Origin of the sequence: Pseudogulbenkiania ferrooxidans 2002 (assembly GCF_000174355.1) — a bacterium.
Classification (GTDB): Bacteria; Pseudomonadota; Gammaproteobacteria; order Burkholderiales; family Chromobacteriaceae; genus Pseudogulbenkiania; species Pseudogulbenkiania ferrooxidans.
This window is the reverse complement of record NZ_ACIS01000010.1, coordinates 1-22,658: the sequence shown is the minus strand read 5'-3', so window position 1 is coordinate 22,658 and position 22,658 is coordinate 1. Positions and strand designations below refer to the sequence as shown.

Below are 22,658 nucleotides of genomic sequence, written 5' to 3'. Positions count from 1 at the left end.
ACAACCAACATACCATGACATGCGCCTTGGCGCGTGTCCGGCCCGCCATGGACAACAACGACCTCTTCGCAGACGATATCGCCGAGCCTGCCGTGGCCGGCACTCCCCCCGCCGCGCCGCCGCCACCCGTCGCCGACGGCGACGCCGGCGAGTGGATTCCGCTCGACCTGTACGCCGAGCGCGCCTACCTCGAATACGCCATGAGCGTGGTCAAGGGCCGTGCCTTGCCGGAAGTGGCCGACGGCCAGAAGCCGGTGCAGCGCCGCATCCTCTACGCCATGCGCGACATGGGCCTGACGCACGGCGCCAAGCCGGTGAAGTCGGCGCGCGTAGTCGGCGAAATCCTCGGTAAATATCACCCGCACGGCGACAGCTCGGCCTACGAGGCGCTGGTGCGCATGGCGCAGGACTTCACGCTGCGCTACCCGCTGATCGACGGCCAGGGCAACTTCGGCAGCCGCGACGGCGACGGCGCGGCGGCGATGCGTTACACCGAGGCGCGCCTGACGCCGATCGCCGAACTGCTGCTGTCCGAGATCGACATGGGCACGGTCGACTTCGTGCCCAACTACGACGGCGCCTTCGACGAGCCGGCGCTGTTGCCGGCCCGCTTGCCGATGGTGCTGCTCAACGGCGCCTCCGGCATCGCCGTCGGCCTCGCCACCGAGATTCCGCCGCACAACCTGACCGAGGTGGCTGGCGCCGCCGTCGCCCTGCTCGACAACCCCGAACTCAGCACCGCCGAGCTGATGGCTTACGTGCCGGGGCCGGACTTCCCCGGCGGCGGCCAGATCATCACGCCGGTCGAAGACATCCTCGCCGCCTACGAGAGCGGCCGCGGCAGCGTGCGCGTGCGCGCCAAGTGGGAGGTGGAAAAGCTGGCGCGCGGCCAGTGGCGCGTGATCGTCACCGAGCTGCCGCCCGGCTCCAGCGCGCAGAAGGTGCTGGCCGAAATCGAGGAGGCCACCAACCCGAAGGTGAAATCCGGCAAGAAGACGCTGACGCAGGATCAGCAGAACCTCAAGAGCCTGATGCTCTCCCTGCTCGACCGCGTGCGCGACGAGTCCGACAGCGACAGCCCGGTGCGGCTGGTGTTCGAACCCAAGTCGAGCCGCCAGGACCCGGACGAGTTCATCAACGTGCTGCTGGCGCAGACCAGCCTGGAGGGCAACGCCGCGCTCAACCTGGTGATGATCGGGCTGGACGGCCGCCCCGGCCAGAAGGGGCTCAAGCCGATCCTCGCCGAGTGGCTGGCGTTCCGCCGCCGCACCGTGACGCGCCGCCTCGAGCACCGTCTCTCCCAGGTGGACAAGCGCATCCACATCCTCGAAGGCCGCATGATCGCCTTCATCCACATCGACGAGGTGATCCGCGTCATCCGCGAATCGGACGAGCCCAAGCCCGACCTGATCAAGGCCTTCGGCCTGACTGAAGTGCAGGCCGAGGACATTCTGGAAATCCGCCTGCGCCAGCTGGCGCGGCTGGAAGGCTTCAAGCTGGAGAAAGAACTGTCCGAACTGCGCGAGGAGCGCGAAGGCCTGCGCCACCTCCTCGCCACGCCGGACGCGCTGACCGGGCTGATGCGCGACGAGATCCAGGCCGACGCCGCCAAGTACGGCGACGCGCGCCGCAGCGAGATCAAGGCCGCCGAGCGCGCGGTGCTGACGCAGACCATCGCCGACGAGCCGGTCACCATCATCCTGTCGCAGAAGGGCTGGATCCGCGCCCGCGTCGGCCACAACGTCGATTTGAGCGCGCTTTCCTTCAAGGACGGCGACGCGCTCGCCACCGTGGTGGAAACGCGTACCGTGTGGCCGGTCATCGTGCTGGATTCCAAGGGCCGCGCCTACACCGTCGATCCGGCCGTGGTGCCGACCGGGCGCGGCGACGGCGTGCCGGTGGCGAGCCTGGTCGAGCTGCAGGACGGCGCCAAGCCGGCGCAGCTGTTGTCCGGGCCGGACAGCACGCGCTTCGTGCTGGCCAACTCCGGCGGCTACGGCTTCATCGCCAAGATCGGCGACATGGCCGGGCGGGTCAAGGCCGGCAAGGCGTTCATGACGCTGGAGGACGGCGAGAGCGTGCTCGCGCCGCTGCACGTGCCGGCTTCGGCCAAGCTCGACGCGCTGCGGCTGGTGGCGGCCGCCGACAACGGCCGCCTGCTGGCGTTTCCGGCCGGTGAGCTGAAGGAGCTGGCCAAGGGCCGCGGCTTGATGCTGATGCAATTGGGCGAGGGCGAGGCGCTCACCGCGATCGGCCTCGTCGGCGGCGACAAGGCGCAGCTGACGGCGCAGTCGGTGCGCGGCAAGCAGAGCGAGGAGAAGGTGGCGCTCGCCGAGTACGACGGCAAGCGCGCGCGGCGCGGCCAGCTGCTGCCGAAGAAGTGGCTGGTGACGGCCATCGTCGATCCGGCCGGACGCGCATGATCGAGCTGCCGCGTTCGCTCACGCTGCCTTCGGCCAACGCGCTCAGGCTGTTCAACGCGTTCCGCGGCACCATCGTGCTGGTGCTGCTGCTGGTGTCGCAGCTGCACGGCTTCGACGGCGAGCCCTTGCTGGTGGCCGGCCCGGCGTTCTACAGCTGGGTGCTGACCTACTCGATCCTGATCGGGCTGTGGCTGTCGCTCGGGCGCGGCCCGCTGGCGCACGGCGTGCAGGTCACGCTGGGGGTCAGCGTCGACATCGTCATGATCGTCGCGCTGATGGCGCTCAATGGCGGTGTGAAAAGCGGTTACGGCGTGTTGCTGCTGCCTTACCTGGCGGTGGCCGGGCTGCTGGCCTCCGGCCGCTACGCGCTGTTCTACGCCGCGCTGGCCAGTCTGGCGCTGCTGGGGGTCACGCTGTACGACATCCTGGCGTTGAACGGCACCACCGGTGAGCTGGTGCAGGCGGCACTCCTGGCCAGCGCCGGATTCGTCACCAGCGTCACCACCCACCAGCTGGCCCGGGTGGCGCGCGAGTCGGAGCAACTCGCCGCGGCGCGCGGCAGCGAGATCGCCCAGCTCAACCGCCTCAACGAGCTGGCCTTGCAGAGCCTGCGCGAGGCGGTGCTGGTGCTCGACCAGGAAGGCCGGGTGCGCCAGTTCAACGACGCCGCCACGCGCCACTTCGCCCTGGTCGAGCGTGGCAAGCTGCTGCCCGAGCTGGCGGCGCCGGTGGCGCGCTGGCGCCAGGACGGCTGTCCCTTGCTGGCGCGGCCGGTGCAGCTCAACGCCCAGCCCCAGGCGCTGATCGGGCGCATGGTGCCGCTCCTGACCGGGGACACCCCGACGCTGCTGCTGTTCCTGCGCGAGACGCGCGAGCTGGCGGAAGAGGCGCGCCAGCTCAAGCTGGCGGCGCTGGGGCGGCTGACGGCCAATATCGCCCACGAAATCCGCAACCCGCTGGCGGCGATCAGCCACGCCGCCGAGCTCTTGGGCGAGGACGCCGTCGACCCTTCCGCGCGGCGCCTGACGGCGATGGTGCGCGACAATACGCGGCGTATCGACCGCCTGGTGGAAGAGGTGCTGGCGCTCAACCGGCGCGACCGGGTGCGCCCCGAGGTGCTGCGCCCGGCGACGGTGCTGACCGAGCTGGTCGAGCAGTTCGTGCTCGGCGAAGCCGCCGCCGCCGGCCGCATCGTCACCACCTTCAACAGCCCGCGCGCCATGATCTTCGACCGAGGCCACCTGGCGCAGATTCTCGGCAACCTACTGGCCAACGGCTGGCGTTACTGCCAGCGCCATACCGGTTCCCTGCGCATCGAGGTCGACGAGAGCGAGAGCGCGCTCCTGATCGACGTGGTGGACGACGGGCCCGGCGTCGGTGCCGAGCACCAGTCCCACTTGTTCGAACCGTTCTATACCACCGAAAGCAGCGGCACCGGCCTCGGGCTCTACATCGCCCGCGAGCTGGCCGAGGCCAACGATGCCCTGCTCGCCTACCTGAGCCCGGGCGGGCGTTTCAGACTGTACTGCCGGAAAGCCTATGACTAGAACCTCCCTCCGCCGCGTGCTGGTCGTCGACGACGAGCCGGACATCCGCGAACTGCTGGAACTGACGCTGATCAAGATGGGGCTGGAGGTGGTGACCGCCGCCAGCGTCGGCGACGCCTGCCGCCAGCTGTCGCGCCAGCCGTTCGACCTGGCGCTGACCGACATGCGCCTGCCGGACGGCGAAGGGCTGGCGGTGGTCGAGCACATTGGCCAAGCCGGGCTCGACGTGCCGGTGGCGGTGATCACCGCTTACGGCAGTGCCGACAACGCGGTGGCGGCGATGAAGGCCGGCGCCTTCGACTACCTGCAAAAGCCGGTCAGCCTGGCGCAGCTGAGGACGCTGGTGCAGTCGGCGCTGGCGCTGGAGGGGCGCGCAGCCGGTAGTGCCGTGGACGGCGCGGTGCGGCTGGTCGGTGAATCGCCGGCGATGCAGGAGGTGCGGCGGCTGATCGATCGGCTGGCGCGTACCCAGGCCGCGGTCTACATCCACGGCGAGTCCGGCACCGGCAAGGAGCAGGCCGCGCGGCTGATCCACGAGCAGGGGCCGCGCGCGGCGCGGCCGTTCGTGCCGGTCAACTGCGGCGCCATCCCGGAAAACCTGATGGAGAGCGAGTTCTTCGGCCATCGCAAGGGGGCCTTCACCGGCGCCGACAGCGAACGCGACGGCTTCTTCCAGCAGGCCAACGGCGGCACGCTGTTCCTCGACGAGGTGGCCGACCTGCCGTTGGCGATGCAGGTTAAGCTGCTGCGCGCGATCCAGGAGAAGCGCGTGCGCAAGCTGGGCGGCGGCCCCGAGGAGGCGGTCGACGTGCGCCTGTTGTGCGCCACCCACCACGACCTGGCGGCGCTGGTCGACAGCGGCGCGTTCCGCCAGGACCTCTACTACCGCCTCAACGTCATCCAGCTCAACATGCCGCCGCTGCGCGAGCTGCGCGAGGACATCCCGCTGTTCGTCGGCCGCCTGCTGGAGCGGCTGGCCGGCGACGGCCCGCGTCCGCGCCTCAGCCCGGACGCGGTGAAGGCGCTGATGGGGTACAACTATCCCGGCAACTTTCGCGAACTGGAAAACATCCTGGAGCGCGCCGCGGCGCTGGCCAGCGACGGCCGGGTGGACGTGGCCGACCTGCAGTTGTCCGATGCCGCGTGCAGCGAGGGCGGGGCTGAGCCGCCGGTGGCGGGCGGGGGCGAAGGGCTGCAGGAGTATCTCGACCGGGTCGAGCGCGATGCCATCGTCAAGGCGCTGCAGGCGACCCGTTTCAACCGCACCCAGGCGGCCAAGCTGCTCGGGGTCAGCTTCCGCTCGCTGCGCTACCGCCTGGAGCGCCTCGGCATCAAGTAGCGTCGCCCAGGTTGGCCGAAGCCGGGCTGACCCGGTGTTCGGCCAACCTGGCCGGGCATGCCTCGGGTCATCCAGGGCCATGACAGGACCTGGAGCAGGGTGATGAAGAGTGGCTGTCGGTTCACTGCAGCCATGCCAAACGCTTAATCTCCTTGCCTCTGCGCCGGCTTCGCGTCCATCATGGAGGCTCAAGTCCCATGCTGAGGTGCCAACCGAATGAGTGTCGACTTTGCCAGACTCAAGGTCTTGGTGGTGGACGACCAGCTCCTGATCCGAACCCTGATGACGCAGGCCCTGCGCAATATGGGCCTGCGTCCGGAGGCCATCCTGCAGGCGGCCGACGGCGCAGCCGCCATTCGCACCCTGGATATCCGCCAGGTCGACCTGGTGCTGTGCGATATCCAGATGGACGGTCTGGACGGTATCGGACTCTTGAAAGAACTGCGCTGCGGGCAGACCGCCAACCCGTCCAACCTGCCGTTCATTTTCCTGTCCGGGCACGCCGACCGTAGCAACGTGCTGGCCGCGGCGCGTCTGCACGCCGACGGCTTCATCGTCAAGCCGCCCAAGCCGGCCGATGTCGAAAAGGCGATCGAACTGGCCATGACCAAGCCGCGCCCGGAGGCGGACCCGTTCCGCTATTTCTCGGTATCGACCCACTCTGGCCAGGCGCAGCACTTCAGCCAACCCCACGCTTCCACCCTGCTCGAGCACGCGGCGCTGGACGAGTCTCACCTTGCTGCCGGCATCCTGCTCCCCCTGGAAGGGGTCAAGCCCGGCATGGTGCTGGCACGCGATCTGACCAATTTGTCCGGCCACCTGCTGCTGCCCAAGGGGACCCGCATCACCGCCACCCAGCTGGCCGCGCTGCGCAACTTCCGCGACCGCTACGGCGTCAGCCATCTGTCCATCGTGGAGCCCGACCAGCCGGGTCGGGACTGAGTCATGACCGACGGCAAGGGACGCTGGACGCAGACGGTTGCCATCGGCCGGGCGGTGGTGCTGGTGGTGATCGTGCTGGGCGTGCTGCAGGGGCTGGCCTCCTACCTGCTGCTCCAGGACTCGCTGCACCAGTACCGCCGTGCCCAATGGCTGGTCGACCTCAACCGCGCCTCGCACCAACTGTTCCTTGCCGCCGATTTTCTGGAACGGGAAGGCACCCAGACCCGCCTGCTGCTGGTGCGCTCCCAGCCGCCGGGGCGCTACGAAGCGCCCGAGCTGCAGCGCCTGCGTCAACAGGGCGACCGGGCCTTGGCCGAGGCGCTGCACAGCGTGGAAGTGCTGGAAGGGACGAGGGACCGGGCCAACCTGGTCGCGATCCGCCAGCGTTATGACCATCTGGCCAAGCTGCGCACCGAGATCGACCGCTACCTGCAACACCACCCTGGCCGGGCCGACGAAAGCCTAGCCTTCAGCTGGCAACTGGCCAGCAACCACCTGTTCGAAAGCATCGACGCCGAACTCGCCAACCACTCGTACCGTCTCGGCGACGATGACAACGAGCTCCAGAGCCGGCTTGCCGGGGTCAAGTTCGATGCCTGGCTGCTGCGCCGTGCGATCGGCAGTGAAGGGGCGGCCCTGCTGATGCGCCTCGAGCTGAAACGGCGCCTCAACTCCAGCGACGAAGCCGACCTGGCGTCTCAGCGCGAACGTGGCCTTCTGATGCTGGAGCTGTTGCAGAGCAATATCCGCTATCTCGGTCCGGGTGCACTGTCGCAGCGTCTCACCAAGCTCAACGCGGCGACGTACCAGTTGTTTCGCATGAGCAACGCGCAACTTGCCGAATTGCAGGGCGCGGCGGCCTCGCTGCCGGTCAGCGGAGTCTACGTGGAGGCCATACGCCGGGCGCACGACGAGGTGCTGTTCCTGTCCGACGACGCCTCCCGGCTGGCGGAATCGACGCTGGAGGCGCATCGTCAGGCGCTTTATCGCGAGCTGCAGCTGACGGTGCTCGCCTCGCTGCTGGCGTTCGCGCTGTATGCGGCGCTGCTGTTCGCCGTGATGCGCCGCATCCTGCGCCCGCTGCGGCGCCTGCAGCAGGTGCTGGATGCCACCCGCGACGCCATTCTCACGGTCAACGATGAAGGCATCATCCAGATGGCCAACCTGGGGGCCGAGCAGCTGTTCGGCTATCGTCGCGACGAACTGCCAGGACGGGCCTACGGCGAGCTGCTGGAGCTGGCGCAAGCCGTGCCGCCGCAGGACGGCGTCACCCCGGAGGGCGCCGAGACCCGTCTGCAAGGGGTCGGCATCCGCCGCGACGGCAGCCGCTTCTTTACCGGGATCACCTTGAGCGGCATGGCGCAGGGGCGCTTCGGGCGCCACACGCGCCGCTTGCTGGTGGTGCGCGACGAACACGAACAACGGCTGGCGGAAATGGCGCACGAGCGCAGCCTGGCCCTGCTGTCGGCGATCTCGGGGGTGACCTCGCTGCTGTTGGCCAACCGTGCCCGCCTGCATGTTTTCACCCGGCTGCTGGCGCTGTTTCTTGAGTTCTGCCATGCCGCCGAGGGCGGGCTGATCGTGGTCGAGCCCGATGCGGACGGCGGCCAGCGCTTTCGTTTCCTGGCCCGGCAAGGATGCCGCGACACCCTGGCCTGGGATGTTCTGCTGGATTCGCTCTCCGAGCTGCTGGCGACGGCCGACGGCGACATGGAACTGGAGATGGGGGCGGCGCCGTGGCGGCTGATGCCGGTCCGGCAGGAGCAGCGGCTGATGGCGCTGGTGTGCCTGAAAGCGCCGGACCAGGACGCCATGGCGCAGGCGCAGGACGCCCTGCTGGCGGCGTTTGCCAGCATCATGGGGTTCTACGCCGAAGAAAACCGCCGCAAGGCATCGGAGCAGCGGCTGCGGGCCGTGTTGCAGGAAGAGGAAGCCGTGTACGCGGCCTCGCCGGTCGGCTTGCTGCGCATCGACGAAGACTTCCGGATCCTGCGCGCCAACCACGCGGCGGAACAGCTCTTCGGCACCGCGCGGGGCGGCTTGCTGCCGTTGCATCTGTTCGAACTGGTCGCCGACCAGCAGATCTGGATTCCGCTCGGACAGGCCTTGTGCCGCGCGCGCGAACAGGGCGACCGCGTGCAGTATGAGGCGGAATGCCTGCGCAGCAACGGCATGCCGGTGTGGGTGCTGATCGAGGGCCAGGCACTGCACGGCGAGAGCGTCCAGGGGGGCATGATTCTGGCCTGCCTCGACATCACCGAGCGCAAACTGGCCGAGTTCGCCCTGCAGCAGGCGCGCGATGAGGCGGCGGAATCCCGTCACCAGCTGTTGGGGGCGATCGAGTCGATTTCCGAGGCCTTCGTGTTGTACGGACCGCACGATCAGCTGCTGCTGTGCAACCAGCGCTTCGCCGACCTGGTCAGCGAGGGGCAGTCATCCGACGCCCTGCTCGGTATCTCGTTCGAGGACACGGTGCGGGCGTTGCTGCAGCGGGGCGAGCGTCCCGAGCCGGGGTTCGACGCCGTGCAGTGGCTCGCCGAGCGGGTGCATCGCCACCGCCAGGGCGCCTCGTCCTTTTCGCTGCAACTGGGCGAGGCGTGGTGGCAGATCAACGAGCGGCAGATCCCCGGGCGCGGCACGGTCGGGGTCTGGGCCAACATCACCGCGCTCAAGCAGCAGGAGGCGGAGCTGATCGAGGCGTGCCGTCAGGCCGACAGCGCCAATCATGCCAAGAGCGCCTTCCTGGCGGCGATGAGCCACGAAATCCGCACGCCGATGAATGGCGTGCTGGGCATGGTCGAACTGTTGGCGCTGACCCCGCTCGACCCCGAGCAGCACGACGCGGTGGACACCATTCAGGAGTCCGCCAAGACCTTGCTGCGCCTGATCGACGACATTCTGGATTTTTCCAAGATCGAGGCCGGCCGGCTCGACCTCGCACCCGAGGCGACGTCGGTGGCCGGCATCGTCGCCCAGGTGCATGGGCTGTACCTGGAAAACGCCCGGCGCAAGGGGCTGTGGTTCACCACCTGGGTCGACGAGCGGGTGGCGCCCTGCCTATTGCTCGATTCGCTGCGGCTGCGCCAGATCCTGCAGAACTTCGTCAGCAATGCGCTCAAGTTCACCCAGCAAGGCTCGGTTGAGATGCGCGTCTCGCTGCTGGCGGAGGATGAGCTGGCCCAGACCCTGCGTTTCGACGTCGTCGATACCGGCATCGGCATGACCAGGGACACCGTGGCGCGCCTGTTCGAGCCGTTCACTCAGGCCGAGAGCGATACCACCCGCCGCTTCGGCGGTACCGGGCTGGGGCTGGCCATCTGCCGCCGCCTGGCCAGGCTGATGGGGGGAGACGTCAGCCTCGACAGCGAACCGGGGCAAGGCAGCTGCGCCACGCTGACGCTGTCGGCAGCGGTGTTGGAGGCGTCGCCTGCGCCGCTCGCCGATGCGCCGCCCGTGCCCTTGGGCCTCGACCGGACGGTGCTGGCCGGTTTCAAGCCGATCCTCTTCGTCGAAGACAACCCGACCAATCGCAAGCTGGGACAGAAGCAGCTGGAGCTGCTGGGCTACCCGGTGGAGGTGGCGGAAGACGGCGTGCAGGCCTTGCAGCGCTGGCGCAGTGGGCACTTCTCGCTGATCCTGAGCGATTGCCATATGCCGGTGATGGACGGCTATCAGCTGGCACGCGCCATCCGCCAGCACGAGCAGCTTGGGGAGGGAGGCGGCCGGATCCCGATCGTCGCCTGCACCGCCAACGCCGGCAAGGAAGAGGCGGACCGCGCACTGGCGGCCGGCATGGATGATTTTCTCACCAAGCCGCTCAACCTGGCCCAGCTTGGCCGGATGCTGGAGAAGTGGCTGTGTCGCCCTGCCGTGGCGGACATGGCGGCGGAGCCCGGCCTGGAGCCGGCGGCGCCTAAGGGCGAGCCGGTGGAGCGCTCCGCGCTGGCGGTCTACAGCAATGGGGACCGCATGCTGGAATGGGAAATCCTGCAGGACTTCCTGCAGAGCAACCAGGAAGACGTCGCCGCGCTGCGCGCCGCGGTGGACGCCAACGACAGCGCGCGTGTGGCGTGGGCCGCGCACCGTATCAAGGGGGCCAGCCGCATGGTCGGCGCCATGGCGCTGGGCGCGGTGGCCGAGGCGCTGGAAACGGCCGCGCGCCAGCCGGAGCCGGGCGGGTTCGGAACCGACATGGCGGAGTTCGAGGCCCGGCTGCAGGAGCTCACCGTCTGGCTGGAGGCGGAAGGCCAGTCGGCCTGAGCCGGCGCATGCGCTGGTCCGCGGTGCCATGGAAAACCACCAGCCTTGCGCCTGGCGGCCCGGCTTCGGCCAACGCTTGCGTTACAGCCGGAAGCGCGAAACGGCGTCGTGCAGGCCCTTGGCCATGCTGTCGATGTCATGCACCACCCGCGTGGCCAGGGCCACGGCGCTGCGCGTTTCCGTCACCACCCCCGCCACCTGTTCCACGCTGCCGGCAATGCTGGTGCCGGCCTGGCTTTGCTCGGACATCGAATAGGCGACGTTGCGGAACAGCGCCAGGGTCTGTTCGGCGCTGCGGCTGATGCGATGGAGGGTTTCGGCCGCTTCATGCACCTGGCTCGCGCCGTTTTCCACCGCCGGCCGGATTTCCTCCATGCATGCCGATACCGTCGAGGTCTCGCTCACCACCGTACCGATGATGCTGGCGATCTCGCTGGTGGCCTCGGCGGTGCGTTCCGCCAGCTTGCGCACCTCGTCGGCGACCACGGCAAAGCCGCGCCCGGTCTCGCCGGCGCGCGCCGCCTCGATGGCCGCGTTGAGCGCCAGCAGGTTGGTCTGGTTGGCGATGTCGCGAATGGTCTCGGCGATACCGCTGATGCTGCTGGTGTGCTCGGCCAGGCGCTCCACCATGGCGGCGGCGCCGGTTACCTGGCCGGAGACGGCGAGGATGCTTCCGGCCGCTGCCTGGGCGACGCCGCAGCCGCTGCGTGCCAGCTCCGCCATGGTCTGCGAGTCGCTTTCGGTCTGCCGTGCGCTGTCGGAAACGTGGTCGATGCTGACCGACAGCTGTTCGATGGCGGCGGCGGCGGAGGTGGTCGACTCGCTGGCCGTGTTCGATACCTGGTCCAGCTTGCGCATCTCGCCGGCCAGCTCCTGGGCGGTATGCGTCATCAGCGCCGACGAGCGGTTGATCTGCTCGATCATTTGGCGCAGCCCGGACTGCATGCGCCGCATCGCCATCAGCAAGCTGTGTTCCTGGCCCTGAGCGACGATGTCGCGGCTCAGGTCGCCGGCGGCGATGGCCTCCATGATCTCGGCGGCGTAGGCGGGTTCACCGCCCAGCGTGCCGATGATGCGCCGTGACATGGCCAGCGACAGCAGGCCGACCCCGATCATGACCGCCGCGCTGACGCCGAGCAGCAGCGATGCCTCGCGCCAGAAGATGGCGTCGACGTCGTCGACGAAGATGCCGGTGCCGACCGTCCAGCCCCAGCGCTCGTAGCGCATCACGCCGTTGAGCTTAGGTATCGGCTGCTGGCTGCTGCCGCGCGAGGTCTGGATCGTGGTGATGCCGTACTTGTGACCCGCCAGCGCCTCCTCGTAGGCCGCCACCGTGGTGCGCCCGTCCGGCAGCGTGCTGCCGAGATCCACCTTGCCCACGCGTTCCGCCTTGGGATGGACCTTGAGCACGTTGTTGGCGTCGCGGGCGAAGAAGTAGAGGTCGTCCACGCGCAGCATGTTGAGGGCGGCGCTGGCCTGCCGTTCGGCCTCGGCGCGGCTCAGCTTGCCCTGTTGTTCCAGGGCGCCATAACGGTTCATCACGCCCTCCGCCATGCGCAGGGCCACCGTGATCTGTTCGCTCTTCTGGCTGTAGAGCTCGCTGCGCAGCGAGTGGAGCGCCAGGCCGGCGATGAGCAGGGTGCCGAGAAAGCTGGCGAGGACAAGGATCATTAGTCGTGTGCGTAGGCGCATGCTGTGTGCTCCAGATGGTCTGTGTCGAGTGTCGTCCGGTCTGCCGGGGGGCCGGCCAGCCGGGCCACGGCGGTGTGGATGTTGTTGTCAGGGCCGTGGTCGTTGGATTTTAAATTATGTGTGTAAACAAACGGCCACGCATCCTGGGTTTTTGTTTCAAACCCTGGCGGGCTGGGAGGCGGTTCCCATGGGGCATGGCCTGGCCGGATGGGTTGGTGCTTTTTTGGGGTGAAGCGGGGGTGATTTTGCGGACGGATTTTTCAGACGCTGTGATGGAGTTATGACGGTATTTTCTTTGTTTGTAATTTATAAAATGAAATACATTATTTATTTACGTAAATAATTGTATTGCGGTGATGTCTGGCCCTTGCAGGATTGAGCGCTGCAGTGCTGGTTGGTCCTGCGGACTCGTTGTCTTTACGGGGCGCGGACAAAACCCGGTGCGGCGATTTTTGCCAGGCGCGCGGCGGCAGGCAGTACACGTAGCACGGCAACGCCGCGCAACGACGTCGCGGTGCTTGGGCGGTCAGGGCTTTGCAAAGGTGCTTATCCTGGGGCACGGCAGTACCGCCTTGGGACCGGTGGGGCTGAATCAGGGCATGGCCAGGAGTCGACGGCAGGTCGAGAGGCGGGGCGGGAGGCGGAGGGAGGAGCGTTGCAGCGGTCGGCGCAGGAAGCGCCGGGTGACACGAGGCAGCAGGGGAGGGTGAGGGCCGGCGCCTTGTCAGGGAAGGCGCCGGCACGGGTCATGGCTAGTGGGCGGAGCGCTCGTCGGCCATGCGGTCGAACAGTTGCAGCATGGCTTGGCTGTGCTGCTCCAGTTCGCTCATCAGCTGGATGATCTGGTTTTCGTCCATGCTGTCCGGCTGCTGCGAGGCGCTGAGCGCCGACGACACGCATTGCTCCAGGGCGGCTTGTGGCTGCCGGTATTCGCCGTAGGCACGGGTGGCGGCAAAGGCGTGCAGGTGTTCGTCCAGCTGCTCCTGGCGCGGCGGCGGGCCGGCCTGCTGCCCCTCCTCGACGGCGTGGTAGACGTGCTGCTTGAACATGATGTGGCCGACCTTGACCAGCGACGATTGCGATTTGTCGCGCACCCGGTATACCTGGCTGGTCGCTTCGTCCGAGCTTTGCGCCAGACGCGCGAAATGCTGGCGGAAGGCGTCGACCGAGGTCTTGACCTCGTTGGCGACGCCGCCGGCCTGCTGCGACTTGCTCTGCATGTCGGCGATGCGGGCCGACAGCGAGGCCAGCACGGTCTGCACCTGGTGGGCGGTGTCCTTGCTGCGCTCGGCCAGCTTGCGTACCTCGTCGGCGACCACGGCGAAGCCGCGCCCGGTCTCGCCGGCGCGCGCCGCCTCGATGGCCGCGTTGAGCGCCAGCAGGTTGGTCTGGTCGGCGATGTCGGAGATGGCCGAGAGCGAGCTCTCGATGCCTTGCCACGCCTGGTTCAGCGCATGGCTGGCGTCGCTCATGCTGTGCACGCTGGCAGCGATGGTGTCGAGGCTGCCGCTCAGGCGGGCGGCGCTCTCCAGGCTTTCGCGGGCGCCGTCGGCATTGCTGCGCGTGATGTCCGACACGGTTTCCATGGCCTCGCTGATGGCGGCGAGGTCGGCCTGGTTGGCGGCCAGGTTCTGGCGCAGGTTGGGGGCGTTGAGATGGTTCAGCTGCGAGGACAGCCGGTTGCGCCGTACGAACTCGCTGTTGTCTTCCATGGCCTGGATCGCCTTGTCGATGTTGTCCATCGAGCTGGCGAACACGCCGGGCAGGCCTACCTTCAGCGGGCGCCGGCTGTAATCGCCGCGGCTGACGCGGGCGAAGCAGGTGTTCATTTCCTTGAAGTAGGTTTCCACCAGGTCCATGAAGTCGTTCAGCTCCCACGCCACCATGCCGACCTCACCCTGTTTCTGGGTGCGCGTGGCGCGGTGGTGCAGTTCGCCCGAGCGGGCGTAGCCGAGCTGTTCGTGCAGGGTGTCCAGGGTGGCCAGGATGCGGCCGGACTGGCGCTGGATGAAGGCCGAGGCCAGCAGCGAGCACAGCAACACCAGGCCCAGGATGTAGGGCTGGGCGCCGTCCGGGGCGAAGAAGTGGGCGACGAAGCTCAGCACCAGCAGCAGGTTGAAGGCGAGCAGGGCGAACTTGATGTAGTCGCGGATGAAGGGGGAACGTTTGCGCTGGAGTGGGGTGTTCATCGCTGGGCTGCTCCCGCTTGGGCCGGTTTGTTCAGGTCCAGCACCATGTTTTCGAACGAGCTGTACTGGCGGCGTTTGACCTCTTCCAGCAGCCAGGCGACCGAGGCGTCGGGAGCGGCGGCCTTGCCGCTGCTGGCCTCGATCTCGCGCATGCGGCGGTAGAGCTCGGTCATGGTGTCGATCGCCTTGCGCGTGGCGCAGCGTCGCACCGAGTAGTAGCCCATCAGCTGGCCGTGCCGGTCGTAATCCGGCGTGATGTTGGCCATGACCCAGTAATAGTCGCCGTCGGCGGTGTAGTTCTTGATGATGCCGAAGAACTCCTGGCCGGCCTGCAGCGTTTTCCACAGCAGGCGGTACACGCCGCGCGGCATGTCGGGGTGGCGGATGATGTTGTGCGGTTGTCCCAGCAGCTGCGGTTCGGCGTACCGGGAGATGCGCATGAAGACCCGGTTGGCGTAGCTGATGTGGCCCTTGGGGTCGGTCTTGGTGATGATCAGTTCGTCCGGCTGCAGGGTGACTTCCCGGCTGGCCGTCGTCGTGGCGTCCATGTTTCTCTCCCATCTTGTTTGCCCGCTGGGTGTGCACGCCCAAGGCTTTGTTATGACAGTGTGGATGAGCTCTCCGGGCGCGGCAAGAACATTGTCAACGCGGCTGTGGTATCAGATGTCGGCCCACATTCTCAAGAGATTGTGATAGTTGGCGGTGAGCATGATCAGCGCGTCGTTGTCGCCGTGCGTGCGGCGCAGGTTGCTGATGGCGCTGTCCATGTCGAACAGCAGGCTGCGTTTGGCGTCGTCGCGCACCATGCTCTGGGTCCAGAAGAACGAGGCAATGCGCGCGCCGGCGGTGACCGGTTCGACGCGGTGCAGGCTGGTCGACGGGTACAGCACCATGTCGCCGGCGGGCAGCTTCACCTGGTGCAGGCCGTAGCAGTCCTCGACCACCAGTTCGCCGCCCTGGTATTCGTCCGGGCCGGTGAAGAACAGCGTGCAGGACACGTCGGTGCGCACCCAGTCGCCGCTGAAGGGGTCGGCGCGCACGGCGTTGTCGACGTGGTTGCCGAAGTCCATGCCGCCCTGGTAGCAGTTGAACAGCGGCGGAAAGACCTTCTTGGGCAGCGCGGCGGAGAAGAACAGGCTGTTGCGCTTGAGCGCGGCCTCCACCATGGCGGACAGCTCGCGCGCCTCGGCGCAGTCCTGCGGCAGCTGCAGGTTGCGTTTGACCTGCGCCGACTGGCTGCCGGCGGTGAGGCGGCCGTCGGCCCACGGGGCGCGTTCGAGCAGGGCGCGGCCGTGCGCCAGTTCTTCGGGGGTGAGGACGTCGGGGACGTGGAGCAGCATGTGCGTTGCCTTTCGGGCGCCGTGCCGGCGCGGTTGTTCGATGCGGTGTCGGGGGCAAGGGCTTCGGCCAACCCCGGGGTTGGCCGAAGCCCGGGCTCGGGGTGGACTCAGTACTTGTAGCCGATGGTCAGCTGCGCCTCGCGCTGGTTGCCGGCGTAGGCGTGGCCGGTGTACTGGCCGATGTAGTACTTCTTGTCGGTGAGGTTGTTCAGGTTGAGCTGCACCTTGTACTTGCGGGTCTCGTACGCCAGCATCGCGTCGTAGCGGATGAAGCCCGGCAGGTAGTTGGCCGCCGACTGGTCCTTGCTGCTGTCGCTGGAATAGCGTTTGCCGGTGTAGTAGGCGCCGAAACCGGCGGTGACGGTGTCGCTCAGCTTGTAGGTGGTCCACAGGTTGGCGGTCCGCTTCGGCGTGTACTTCGGCACCGCGCCGGCGTTGGCGTCGGAGGCCGACTGGGTGGTGTTGTTCCAGCCCTGGTCGATCACCGGGTCCAGCAGCGCGGCGCCGGCGAACACCGACCAGTTCTCGCTCAGGCGGCCGCCCACCTCGAACTCGATGCCGTCGGTGTGGCGCTTGGCGTACAGGATGCTGATGTCGGGCGACAGCGCGTCGGTGTTGCGCTCGTTGTACTTGATGGTGCGGAACAGCGCGGTGCGGAAGGAGGCGTCGCCGTCCAGCAGGTCCCATTTGGCGCCGATCTCGTAATGCTCGTTGCGCTCCGGCTTGAGCCGGTCGGCGCTGGCGCCGCTGGTGACGTCGAACTGGTAGGCCTCGCCGGACGGGTTCATCAGGTTGCTGTAGCCGGCGTAGTAGCTCTGGCTGGTGCTGGGCTGCCAGATCAGGCCGGTGCGGTAGCTCATGCCCTTGTCGTCGCGCACGTTCTCGCGGCTGACGCTGCCGTTGCTGTAGGCCTTGTAGCTGCCTTCCAGCCGGTCCTGGCGCAGCCCGGCCATGAATTTCCACTGCGGGGTCAGCTCGACGGTATCGGTGGCGTAGAGCGCCCAGTTGCGCGTGACGTAGCTGTTGGACGGGCTGGTGCTGTAGCTGCCGGTGTAGCTGACGGCGCTGGGGTCGCCCACCGTGGTCAGCAGGTTGGCGATGTTCTGGCTGGCGACGATGCTGAAGGCGTCCTGGGTCTCGTGGGTGAATTCGACCCCCGCCAGCAGGTTGTGGCGCAGCCCGCCGGTGTCGAAGCGGCCGGTGTAGTCGTTGCTCCACGCCTGCACCTCGGTGAGCGAGCCGCGGTTCTTGCCGGAATAGCGCAGCAGGGTGGCGTCGGTCACCGGGGTGCCGGCGCTGACGCCGCCGCTGTTGCTGTCGTTGCGCAGCTGCGGCTGGGCCACGGTGAGCCAGCGGTCGTAGCGGCCGACGCGCAGCTGGCTGCTCAGTTCGTGGTCTTCGGCCAACTTGTGGCTCAGGCGCACGGTGGAGATGTCGGTCTGGATGTCCTCGCTGTTCATGCCCTGCAGGCCGTAGTAGCGGTCGGCCGGCACGTCGATCGGACGGTGCGTGTTCGGGTCGTACGGCACGCCCAGCATCGGCGTGTTGTTCTCGGTCAGGTGCAGGTGCGACAGCGTCAGCGTGGTCGGCTCGCCCAGGCCGAAGGCGAGCGACGGCGCCACGCCCCAGCGCTTCGCCACCTCGATGCCGTTGGGCGTGCCGTCGTTGGTCGCCATCAGGTTCAGGCGCGCGGCCGCCGTGTCGCTGAAGGCCTGGTTGATGTCCAGCGTCATGCGCTGGAAGTCGTCGGTGCCCACGGTCAGGCTGCCCTCGAGTTTTTCCCCGGCGAACGGCGTCTTGCTGACCTGGTTGACCACGCCGCCGGTGCTGCCGCGGCCGAACAGCATCGAACTCGCCCCCTTCAGCACCTCGATCTTCTCGTCGTTGAACGGGTCGCGGTTGTACTGCGCCACGTCGCGCTGGCCGTCGCGGTAGGTGTCCTGGAACGCCGCGAAGCCGCGCAGGTAGACCTGGTCGCCGGAGCGGCCGCCCTCGCCGGCGGCGAAGGTGATGCCCGACACGTTCTTCAGCGCGTCCTTCAGGTTGCTGGCCAGCTGGTCGTCCAGCAACTGGCGGTTCACCACGGTGATCGCCTGCGGGATGTCCTTCAGCGCCTGCTTCTGCTTGCCGATGTTCGAGGTCTCGGTCTTGTAGCTGCCGCGCAGCGGCTGCTCGGCGGTCACGCTGACCGTCTCGAGTTCGGCGCTGTCCGCCGTGGTGCCGGCGGCGTAGGCCAGCGCCGGCGACAGCGCCGCCGCCAGCATGCCGGCGGTGAGCCGGGCCGGCAGTTTGGATTGAGCGACGTTGGCCGAAGCCTTCAGGCTCTTTGGGTTCATGGTTTCCTCTGCAAAAGGGTGGGTGGTGACGGATTCCGGGCGCAAGACGACCCGCGGCCTCCCTCTGTGATGGAGGTCCGTGGGGCGTGTCGCGCGGGAATCAGGGGTGGATCAGGGGGCTTCGGTGACGAAGCCGATGCGGCTCACGCCGCTCTGCTGGGCGCTGGCCAGCGCCTCGGCGACGTACTCGTAGCGCGCGTTCTTGTCGGCGCGCAGATGCAGTTCGACCTGCGGGTTGGCGCGCGCGGCGGCGGCGAAGCGCGCCGCCAGCGCCTCGCGCGCCACCGGGACGTCGTTCCAGAAGTAGCGGCCGTCCGGCTGGACCGCCAGGCGGATCGCCTCCGGCTTGTCCTCGAAGCGGGCCGCCGCCGCCTGCGGCAGGTCGACCTTGACCGCGTTGGTCAACAGCGGCGCGGTAATGATGAACACCACCAACAGCACCAGCATCACGTCGACCAGTGGCGTGGTGTTGATCTCCGCCATCGGGGCGTGCTCGCCCTTGTCGAAACTACCGAACGCCATCGATCTCTCCCGCCTGGGTCAGCAGTTGCGCGTGCAGGTCGTGCGCGAAGTGGTCCATCTGCTGCGCCATCACCCGCTGCAGGCGCATGAAGGTGTTGTACGCCAGCACCGCCGGAATCGCCGCCGCCAGGCCGGCGGCGGTCGCCACCAGCGCCTCGCCGATCGGCCCCGCCACGGTGGCGATCGACACCTGTCCCTCTGCGGCGATGTTCACCAGCGCGTGGTAGATGCCCCACACCGTGCCGAACAGGCCGATGAACGGCGCGGTCGAGCCGACCGAGGCCAGCAGCGTCATGCCCGCCTCGTGGCGGCCGGTCTCCTGCGCCAGCCGTTTGCGGATGGCGCGGGTGAGGAATTCGTTCAGGTCGCAGGCCTGCCCCAGCGAGCGCTGCGCGTTGGCGTGGAAGTGGCGCAGCGCCGACAGGCCGTCGCGCGCCAGGTTGGCGTAGGCCGAGGTCGAGCCGGCCAGTGCCGCTTCCGCCGTCGGCCAGTTCGCGGCGTTCCACAACGCGGCTTCGGCCAGCTTGTTGTCGCGGCGCGCGCGCCAGCCCTGCACGGCGCGCAGCGCGATGACGTACCAGGTCAGGATTGACATGGCGATGAGCAGCATGAACACCGTCACGAGCACGGCGTCCCCCTGGTGGAATACGGTCAGCAGATTCATGGTTCAGTGGCTTTTGATGGAAAAATCGACGGGTACGATGAAGTTGAAGGGAATGGCCTCCTGCCCGCGCCGGGCCGGCACGAAGCGCCATTGGCGCACCCCCTCCAGTGCCGCGCGGTCCAGCCGCGGGTAGCCGCTGCTCTGCGCCAGGCTGACGTCCAGCGGGCGGCCTTCGGCGCTCACCTGCACCCGCACCCGCACCGTGCCGCTCTCGTTCAGCTCCAGCGACAGCGTCGGGTAGCGCGGCTTGGGATTGTCCAGGTAGCCGCCGCGGTAGAGCGGCGGCGTGATCGGGGCGTCGGCCGCCTCGGCCGCTTTGGCCGGGGCCGCGCTGCTGGAGGTGGCCTCGCTGCGGTGCTCCTCCGGCGCCGGGGACGGGGACGGCGTGGCGCTCGGTGTTGCCGCACCGGGACGCGGCGCCGGGGTACTCAAGAGCGGCGGGGAGGTGGCCGCGCTACGGCGCGCGGCCGGGCGCTCGGGCCTGGGCTTCGGTTCGGGGCGTGGCGCCGCCTGCACGGGCGGGGCCGGAGCGGCCGGATGCGGCGCGGCAAGGGACACCAGTTCCATGCGTGCCAATTGCGGCGGCGTGATCGGCACGTGTTGAGCGGCCAGCAGGGTCAGCCCGGCCAGCGCGGCGACGTGCAGCAGGGTGACGCCGCTCAGGGCGGCAAAACGTTCGGTACGCGAGTTCATACGAGAATGATAACGCAAATTATTATCATTAACATAGTGGCTGTGCGCATTTGATACAGGTCAACGGGGGCATCCGGCGTCGGGCGTAGCATGGTTCCATCCCCTATTGCCTTCCATCACTTGCAGGAGCGTGCCATGCACATCGACCATCACCCCCTCGCCGCCGAGTTTCCCGGCGATCAGGACAAGATCCACCAGCTCAAGCAGGATAGCGCCCGCTTTACCCGCCTGTTCATCGACTACGAGCAGGCCGATAAGGCCGTAGTGCGCATCGAGAACGAGCTGGAGGCCGCCAGCGACGTGGAACTGGAACGGCTCAAGAAAACCCGTCTGGCGCTGAAGGACGAACTCTACCGGCTGATCCGCGGCGGCGTGTCCTGACCCGCTTGCAATCCGTCCACTTGCCTACATATCCTGAAAAGCTGCTGGCAGCTCGCCGGTAGCTTTTTTCATTGGAACAAGAACATGCAGCAGTTTGACGGAACCACCATCGTCTCCGTCCGCCGTGGACAGCGCGTGGCGCTGGGCGGTGACGGACAGGTCACCCTCGGCAATATCGTGATCAAGGCCACCGCGCGCAAGGTTCGCCGCCTCTATCACGACAAGGTGCTGGCCGGTTTTGCCGGCGGCACCGCCGATGCCTTCACCCTCTTCGAGCGCTTCGAAGCCAAGCTGGAAAAGCACCAGGGCCACCTGGTGCGCTCGGCGGTGGAACTCGCCAAGGACTGGCGTACCGACCGCATGCTGCGCCGCCTGGAAGCGATGCTGATCGTGGCCGACAAGGAAAGCACGCTCATCATCACCGGCAACGGCGACGTGCTCGAGCCCGAGCAAGGCATCGCGGCGATCGGCTCCGGCGGCGCCTACGCCCAGTCGGCGGCGCGTGCGCTGTTCGAGAACACCGAACTCGACCCGGCCGTGGTGGTCAAGAAGTCGCTGGAGATCGCCGGCGACATCTGCATCTACACCAACCACAACCACCTGATCGAGACGCTGGACTGAAAGCCCATCGACTCGGCGACCGCCTCCGCCGCCTGAGCGCCAGCGGCGCTCGCACCGAGGAGGCCGGCACGCCCGTCGCGATGGGGTTTGCCAAAGCACGCCCCGACCGTCTCGGGGCCACCGTAACATCCGACCGCCGCGACTCTATATAAGAGTGTGCGGTGGTCCCAGCCGGAGCCGGACCCGAGCTTGGCCGACGCCTTCGGCCAACCTTGCCGGAAATACGCCATGACCCAAATGACCCCGCCGGAAATCGTTCACGAGCTGAACAAGCACATTATCGGCCAGGACGCCGCCAAACGCGCCGTGGCCATCGCCCTCCGCAACCGCTGGCGCCGCCAGCAGGTGGCCGAGCCGCTGAAGAGCGAGATCACCCCCAAGAACATCCTGATGATCGGCCCGACCGGCGTCGGCAAGACCGAAATCGCGCGCCGCCTGGCACGGCTCGCCAACGCCCCCTTCATCAAGGTCGAAGCCACCAAGTTCACCGAGGTCGGCTACGTCGGCCGCGACGTCGATACCATCATCCGCGACCTCACCGAGATCGCCATCAAGGACACCCGCGACGCCGCCATCAAGCGCCTGCGCCACCGCGCCGAAGACGCCGCCGAAGACCGCATCCTCGACGTGCTGCTGCCGCCGGCCCGTCAGCCGGCCGGCTTCTTCGCCGGCGAGGAAGAAGCGCCCGCCAGCAAGCCCGAAGACAGCGCCACCCGGCTCAAATTCCGCAAGATGCTGCGCGAGGGCAAGCTCGACGACAAGGAAATCGAAATCAACGTCGCCGCGCCGCAGGGCAAGATGGAAATCCTCGCCCCGCCGGGCATGGAAGACTTCTCCAGCCAGCTGCAGACCATGTTCCAGGGCCTGGGCGCCGGCAAGCAGAAGGCGCGCAAGCTGAACGTGGCCGAAGCGCTCAAGCTGGTCATCGAAGAAGAAGCCGCCAAGCTGGTCAACGAAGACGAGATCAAGCAGGAAGCGCTGCAGAACGTCGAACAGAACGGCATCGTCTTCATCGACGAAATCGACAAGGTCGCCAGCCGCATCGAAGGCAATGGCGCCGACGTCTCGCGCGCCGGCGTGCAGCGCGACCTGTTGCCGCTGGTCGAAGGCACCACCGTCACCACCAAGTACGGCATGGTCAAGACCGACCATATCCTGTTCATCGCCTCCGGCGCCTTCCACCTCGCCAAGCCGTCCGACCTGATCCCGGAACTGCAGGGGCGCTTCCCGATCCGCGTCGAACTGACCTCGCTGACCGTCGATGACTTCCGCCAGATACTCACCAACACCGACGCCTGCCTGACACGCCAGTACGAAGCGCTGCTCGCGACCGAAGGTGTCGAGCTGGTGTTCGCCGACAGCGGCATCCAGCGCATGGCCGAGATCGCCTGGCACGTCAACGAAAAGACCGAGAACATCGGGGCGCGCCGCCTGTACACCGTGATCGAAAAGCTGCTCGAGGAAATCTCCTTCGACACCCGTACCGGCCGCTTCGAAGTCGACGCCGCCTACGTCGACAGCAAGCTCGACATGCTGTCGCAGCGCGAAGACCTGGCGCGCTACGTGCTGTAACGGGCTGCCATGGCGCTTCCGATTGCGAGGAAGCGGTATTTTCAAAAAAAGCCGGCAAAAACGCCGGCTTTTTGCTTTTTTGCATGGTGCCGGCGGGCCGGAAGCGGCGCGGCGGGCGGGTGAGTCGGGTGGTGCAA

General features: G+C 67.6%; 16 protein-coding genes. 8 read left to right on the top strand and 8 right to left on the bottom strand.

Features of this window, described 5'->3' with window-relative positions; all coding sequences use genetic code 11:
* Window positions 1-47: 47 nt before the first annotated feature.
* The 5 genes from parC to FURADRAFT_RS16720 all read left to right on the top strand — a co-directional run bounded on the left by parC (window position 48) and on the right by FURADRAFT_RS16720 (window position 10,511).
* Window positions 48-2,423: a DNA topoisomerase IV subunit A gene (parC, locus tag FURADRAFT_RS16740; protein WP_008955348.1), complete on the top strand. Its 2,376-nt coding sequence runs from the start codon at window positions 48-50 to the stop codon at window positions 2,421-2,423.
* Window positions 2,420-3,970, top strand: coding sequence for a two-component system sensor histidine kinase NtrB (locus FURADRAFT_RS16735; protein WP_008955347.1), 1,551 nt, complete (start codon window positions 2,420-2,422; stop codon window positions 3,968-3,970). Before parC ends, FURADRAFT_RS16735 begins: the two co-directional genes overlap by 4 nt.
* Window positions 3,963-5,309 carry a sigma-54-dependent transcriptional regulator gene (locus tag FURADRAFT_RS16730; RefSeq protein ID WP_008955346.1) on the top strand — a complete coding sequence of 449 codons (1,347 nt, stop codon included), beginning with the start codon at window positions 3,963-3,965 and terminating at the stop codon, window positions 5,307-5,309. The genes FURADRAFT_RS16735 and FURADRAFT_RS16730 overlap by 8 nt, the downstream gene beginning before the upstream one ends.
* A 216-nt stretch (window positions 5,310-5,525) precedes the next feature.
* The gene (locus FURADRAFT_RS16725; RefSeq protein WP_008955345.1) at window positions 5,526-6,251 is read left to right on the top strand and encodes a response regulator; all 726 of its coding nucleotides are present in this window, start codon (window positions 5,526-5,528) and stop codon (window positions 6,249-6,251) included.
* Window positions 6,252-6,254: 3 nt separating this feature from the next.
* Entirely contained in the window at window positions 6,255-10,511 is a 4,257-nt protein-coding gene (locus tag FURADRAFT_RS16720; RefSeq protein WP_008955344.1) for an ATP-binding protein, read from the top strand.
* Window positions 10,512-10,592: 81 nt separating this feature from the next.
* Here FURADRAFT_RS16720 and FURADRAFT_RS16715 read toward each other — a convergent pair whose 3' ends face one another.
* The 8 genes from FURADRAFT_RS16715 to FURADRAFT_RS16680 form a co-directional block, all read right to left on the bottom strand.
* Complete coding sequence (locus FURADRAFT_RS16715; protein ID WP_150105097.1) at window positions 10,593-12,182, bottom strand: methyl-accepting chemotaxis protein; 1,590 nt, start codon at window positions 12,180-12,182, stop codon at window positions 10,593-10,595.
* 773 nt (window positions 12,183-12,955) lie between these two features.
* Window positions 12,956-13,789 (bottom strand): methyl-accepting chemotaxis protein, encoded by an 834-nt coding sequence (locus tag FURADRAFT_RS21435; RefSeq protein ID WP_236261623.1) that lies wholly within the window; start codon window positions 13,787-13,789, stop codon window positions 12,956-12,958.
* Between the two features lie 599 nt (window positions 13,790-14,388).
* Window positions 14,389-14,940, bottom strand: a complete 552-nt coding sequence (locus FURADRAFT_RS16705) for a PAS domain-containing protein (protein ID WP_008955341.1) — start codon at window positions 14,938-14,940, stop codon at window positions 14,389-14,391.
* 111 nt (window positions 14,941-15,051) lie between these two features.
* On the bottom strand, window positions 15,052-15,732 hold the full coding sequence (locus FURADRAFT_RS16700; protein WP_008955340.1) for a Fe2+-dependent dioxygenase: 681 nt from the start codon (window positions 15,730-15,732) through the stop codon (window positions 15,052-15,054).
* Window positions 15,733-15,839: 107 nt separating this feature from the next.
* A complete protein-coding gene (locus tag FURADRAFT_RS16695) occupies window positions 15,840-18,068 on the bottom strand; it encodes a TonB-dependent receptor (RefSeq protein ID WP_008955339.1) in 2,229 nt (742 codons plus the stop codon).
* Between the two features lie 111 nt (window positions 18,069-18,179).
* Entirely contained in the window at window positions 18,180-18,590 is a 411-nt protein-coding gene (locus tag FURADRAFT_RS16690) for an ExbD/TolR family protein (RefSeq protein ID WP_008955338.1), read from the bottom strand.
* Window positions 18,577-19,254: a MotA/TolQ/ExbB proton channel family protein gene (locus tag FURADRAFT_RS16685; RefSeq protein ID WP_008955337.1), complete on the bottom strand. Its 678-nt coding sequence runs from the start codon at window positions 19,252-19,254 to the stop codon at window positions 18,577-18,579. The genes FURADRAFT_RS16690 and FURADRAFT_RS16685 overlap by 14 nt, the downstream gene beginning before the upstream one ends.
* Before the next feature lie 3 nt (window positions 19,255-19,257).
* Window positions 19,258-19,947 (bottom strand): energy transducer TonB, encoded by a 690-nt coding sequence (locus tag FURADRAFT_RS16680; RefSeq protein WP_008955336.1) that lies wholly within the window; start codon window positions 19,945-19,947, stop codon window positions 19,258-19,260.
* A gap of 135 nt (window positions 19,948-20,082) precedes the next feature.
* Here FURADRAFT_RS16680 and FURADRAFT_RS16675 point away from each other — a divergent pair, with 135 nt between their 5' ends.
* From FURADRAFT_RS16675 to hslU, 3 genes are all read left to right on the top strand, one after another.
* Window positions 20,083-20,328, top strand: coding sequence for a YdcH family protein (locus FURADRAFT_RS16675; protein ID WP_008955335.1), 246 nt, complete (start codon window positions 20,083-20,085; stop codon window positions 20,326-20,328).
* Between the two features lie 84 nt (window positions 20,329-20,412).
* On the top strand, window positions 20,413-20,949 hold the full coding sequence (gene hslV / locus FURADRAFT_RS16670; RefSeq protein WP_008955334.1) for an ATP-dependent protease subunit HslV: 537 nt from the start codon (window positions 20,413-20,415) through the stop codon (window positions 20,947-20,949).
* Window positions 20,950-21,177: 228 nt separating this feature from the next.
* On the top strand, window positions 21,178-22,521 hold the full coding sequence (gene hslU / locus FURADRAFT_RS16665) for an ATP-dependent protease ATPase subunit HslU (protein WP_008955333.1): 1,344 nt from the start codon (window positions 21,178-21,180) through the stop codon (window positions 22,519-22,521).
* Window positions 22,522-22,658 lie beyond the last annotated feature (137 nt).

Coding starts and splice junctions, on each gene's coding strand:
- FURADRAFT_RS16700 (WP_008955340.1), bottom strand. CDS start 15,732: ATGCTGCTCCACGTCCCCGACGTCCTCACCCCCGAAGAACTGGCGCAC.
- FURADRAFT_RS16715 (WP_150105097.1), bottom strand. CDS start 12,182: ATGATCCTTGTCCTCGCCAGCTTTCTCGGCACCCTGCTCATCGCCGGC.
- FURADRAFT_RS16695 (WP_008955339.1), bottom strand. CDS start 18,068: ATGAACCCAAAGAGCCTGAAGGCTTCGGCCAACGTCGCTCAATCCAAA.
- parC (WP_008955348.1), top strand. CDS start 48: ATGGACAACAACGACCTCTTCGCAGACGATATCGCCGAGCCTGCCGTG.
- FURADRAFT_RS16680 (WP_008955336.1), bottom strand. CDS start 19,947: ATGAACTCGCGTACCGAACGTTTTGCCGCCCTGAGCGGCGTCACCCTG.
- FURADRAFT_RS16690 (WP_008955338.1), bottom strand. CDS start 18,590: ATGGCGTTCGGTAGTTTCGACAAGGGCGAGCACGCCCCGATGGCGGAG.
- FURADRAFT_RS16730 (WP_008955346.1), top strand. CDS start 3,963: ATGACTAGAACCTCCCTCCGCCGCGTGCTGGTCGTCGACGACGAGCCG.
- hslU (WP_008955333.1), top strand. CDS start 21,178: ATGACCCAAATGACCCCGCCGGAAATCGTTCACGAGCTGAACAAGCAC.
- FURADRAFT_RS16720 (WP_008955344.1), top strand. CDS start 6,255: ATGACCGACGGCAAGGGACGCTGGACGCAGACGGTTGCCATCGGCCGG.
- FURADRAFT_RS16675 (WP_008955335.1), top strand. CDS start 20,083: ATGCACATCGACCATCACCCCCTCGCCGCCGAGTTTCCCGGCGATCAG.
- FURADRAFT_RS16735 (WP_008955347.1), top strand. CDS start 2,420: ATGATCGAGCTGCCGCGTTCGCTCACGCTGCCTTCGGCCAACGCGCTC.
- hslV (WP_008955334.1), top strand. CDS start 20,413: ATGCAGCAGTTTGACGGAACCACCATCGTCTCCGTCCGCCGTGGACAG.
- FURADRAFT_RS16685 (WP_008955337.1), bottom strand. CDS start 19,254: ATGAATCTGCTGACCGTATTCCACCAGGGGGACGCCGTGCTCGTGACG.
- FURADRAFT_RS16725 (WP_008955345.1), top strand. CDS start 5,526: ATGAGTGTCGACTTTGCCAGACTCAAGGTCTTGGTGGTGGACGACCAG.
- FURADRAFT_RS16705 (WP_008955341.1), bottom strand. CDS start 14,940: ATGGACGCCACGACGACGGCCAGCCGGGAAGTCACCCTGCAGCCGGAC.
- FURADRAFT_RS21435 (WP_236261623.1), bottom strand. CDS start 13,789: ATGGAAACCGTGTCGGACATCACGCGCAGCAATGCCGACGGCGCCCGC.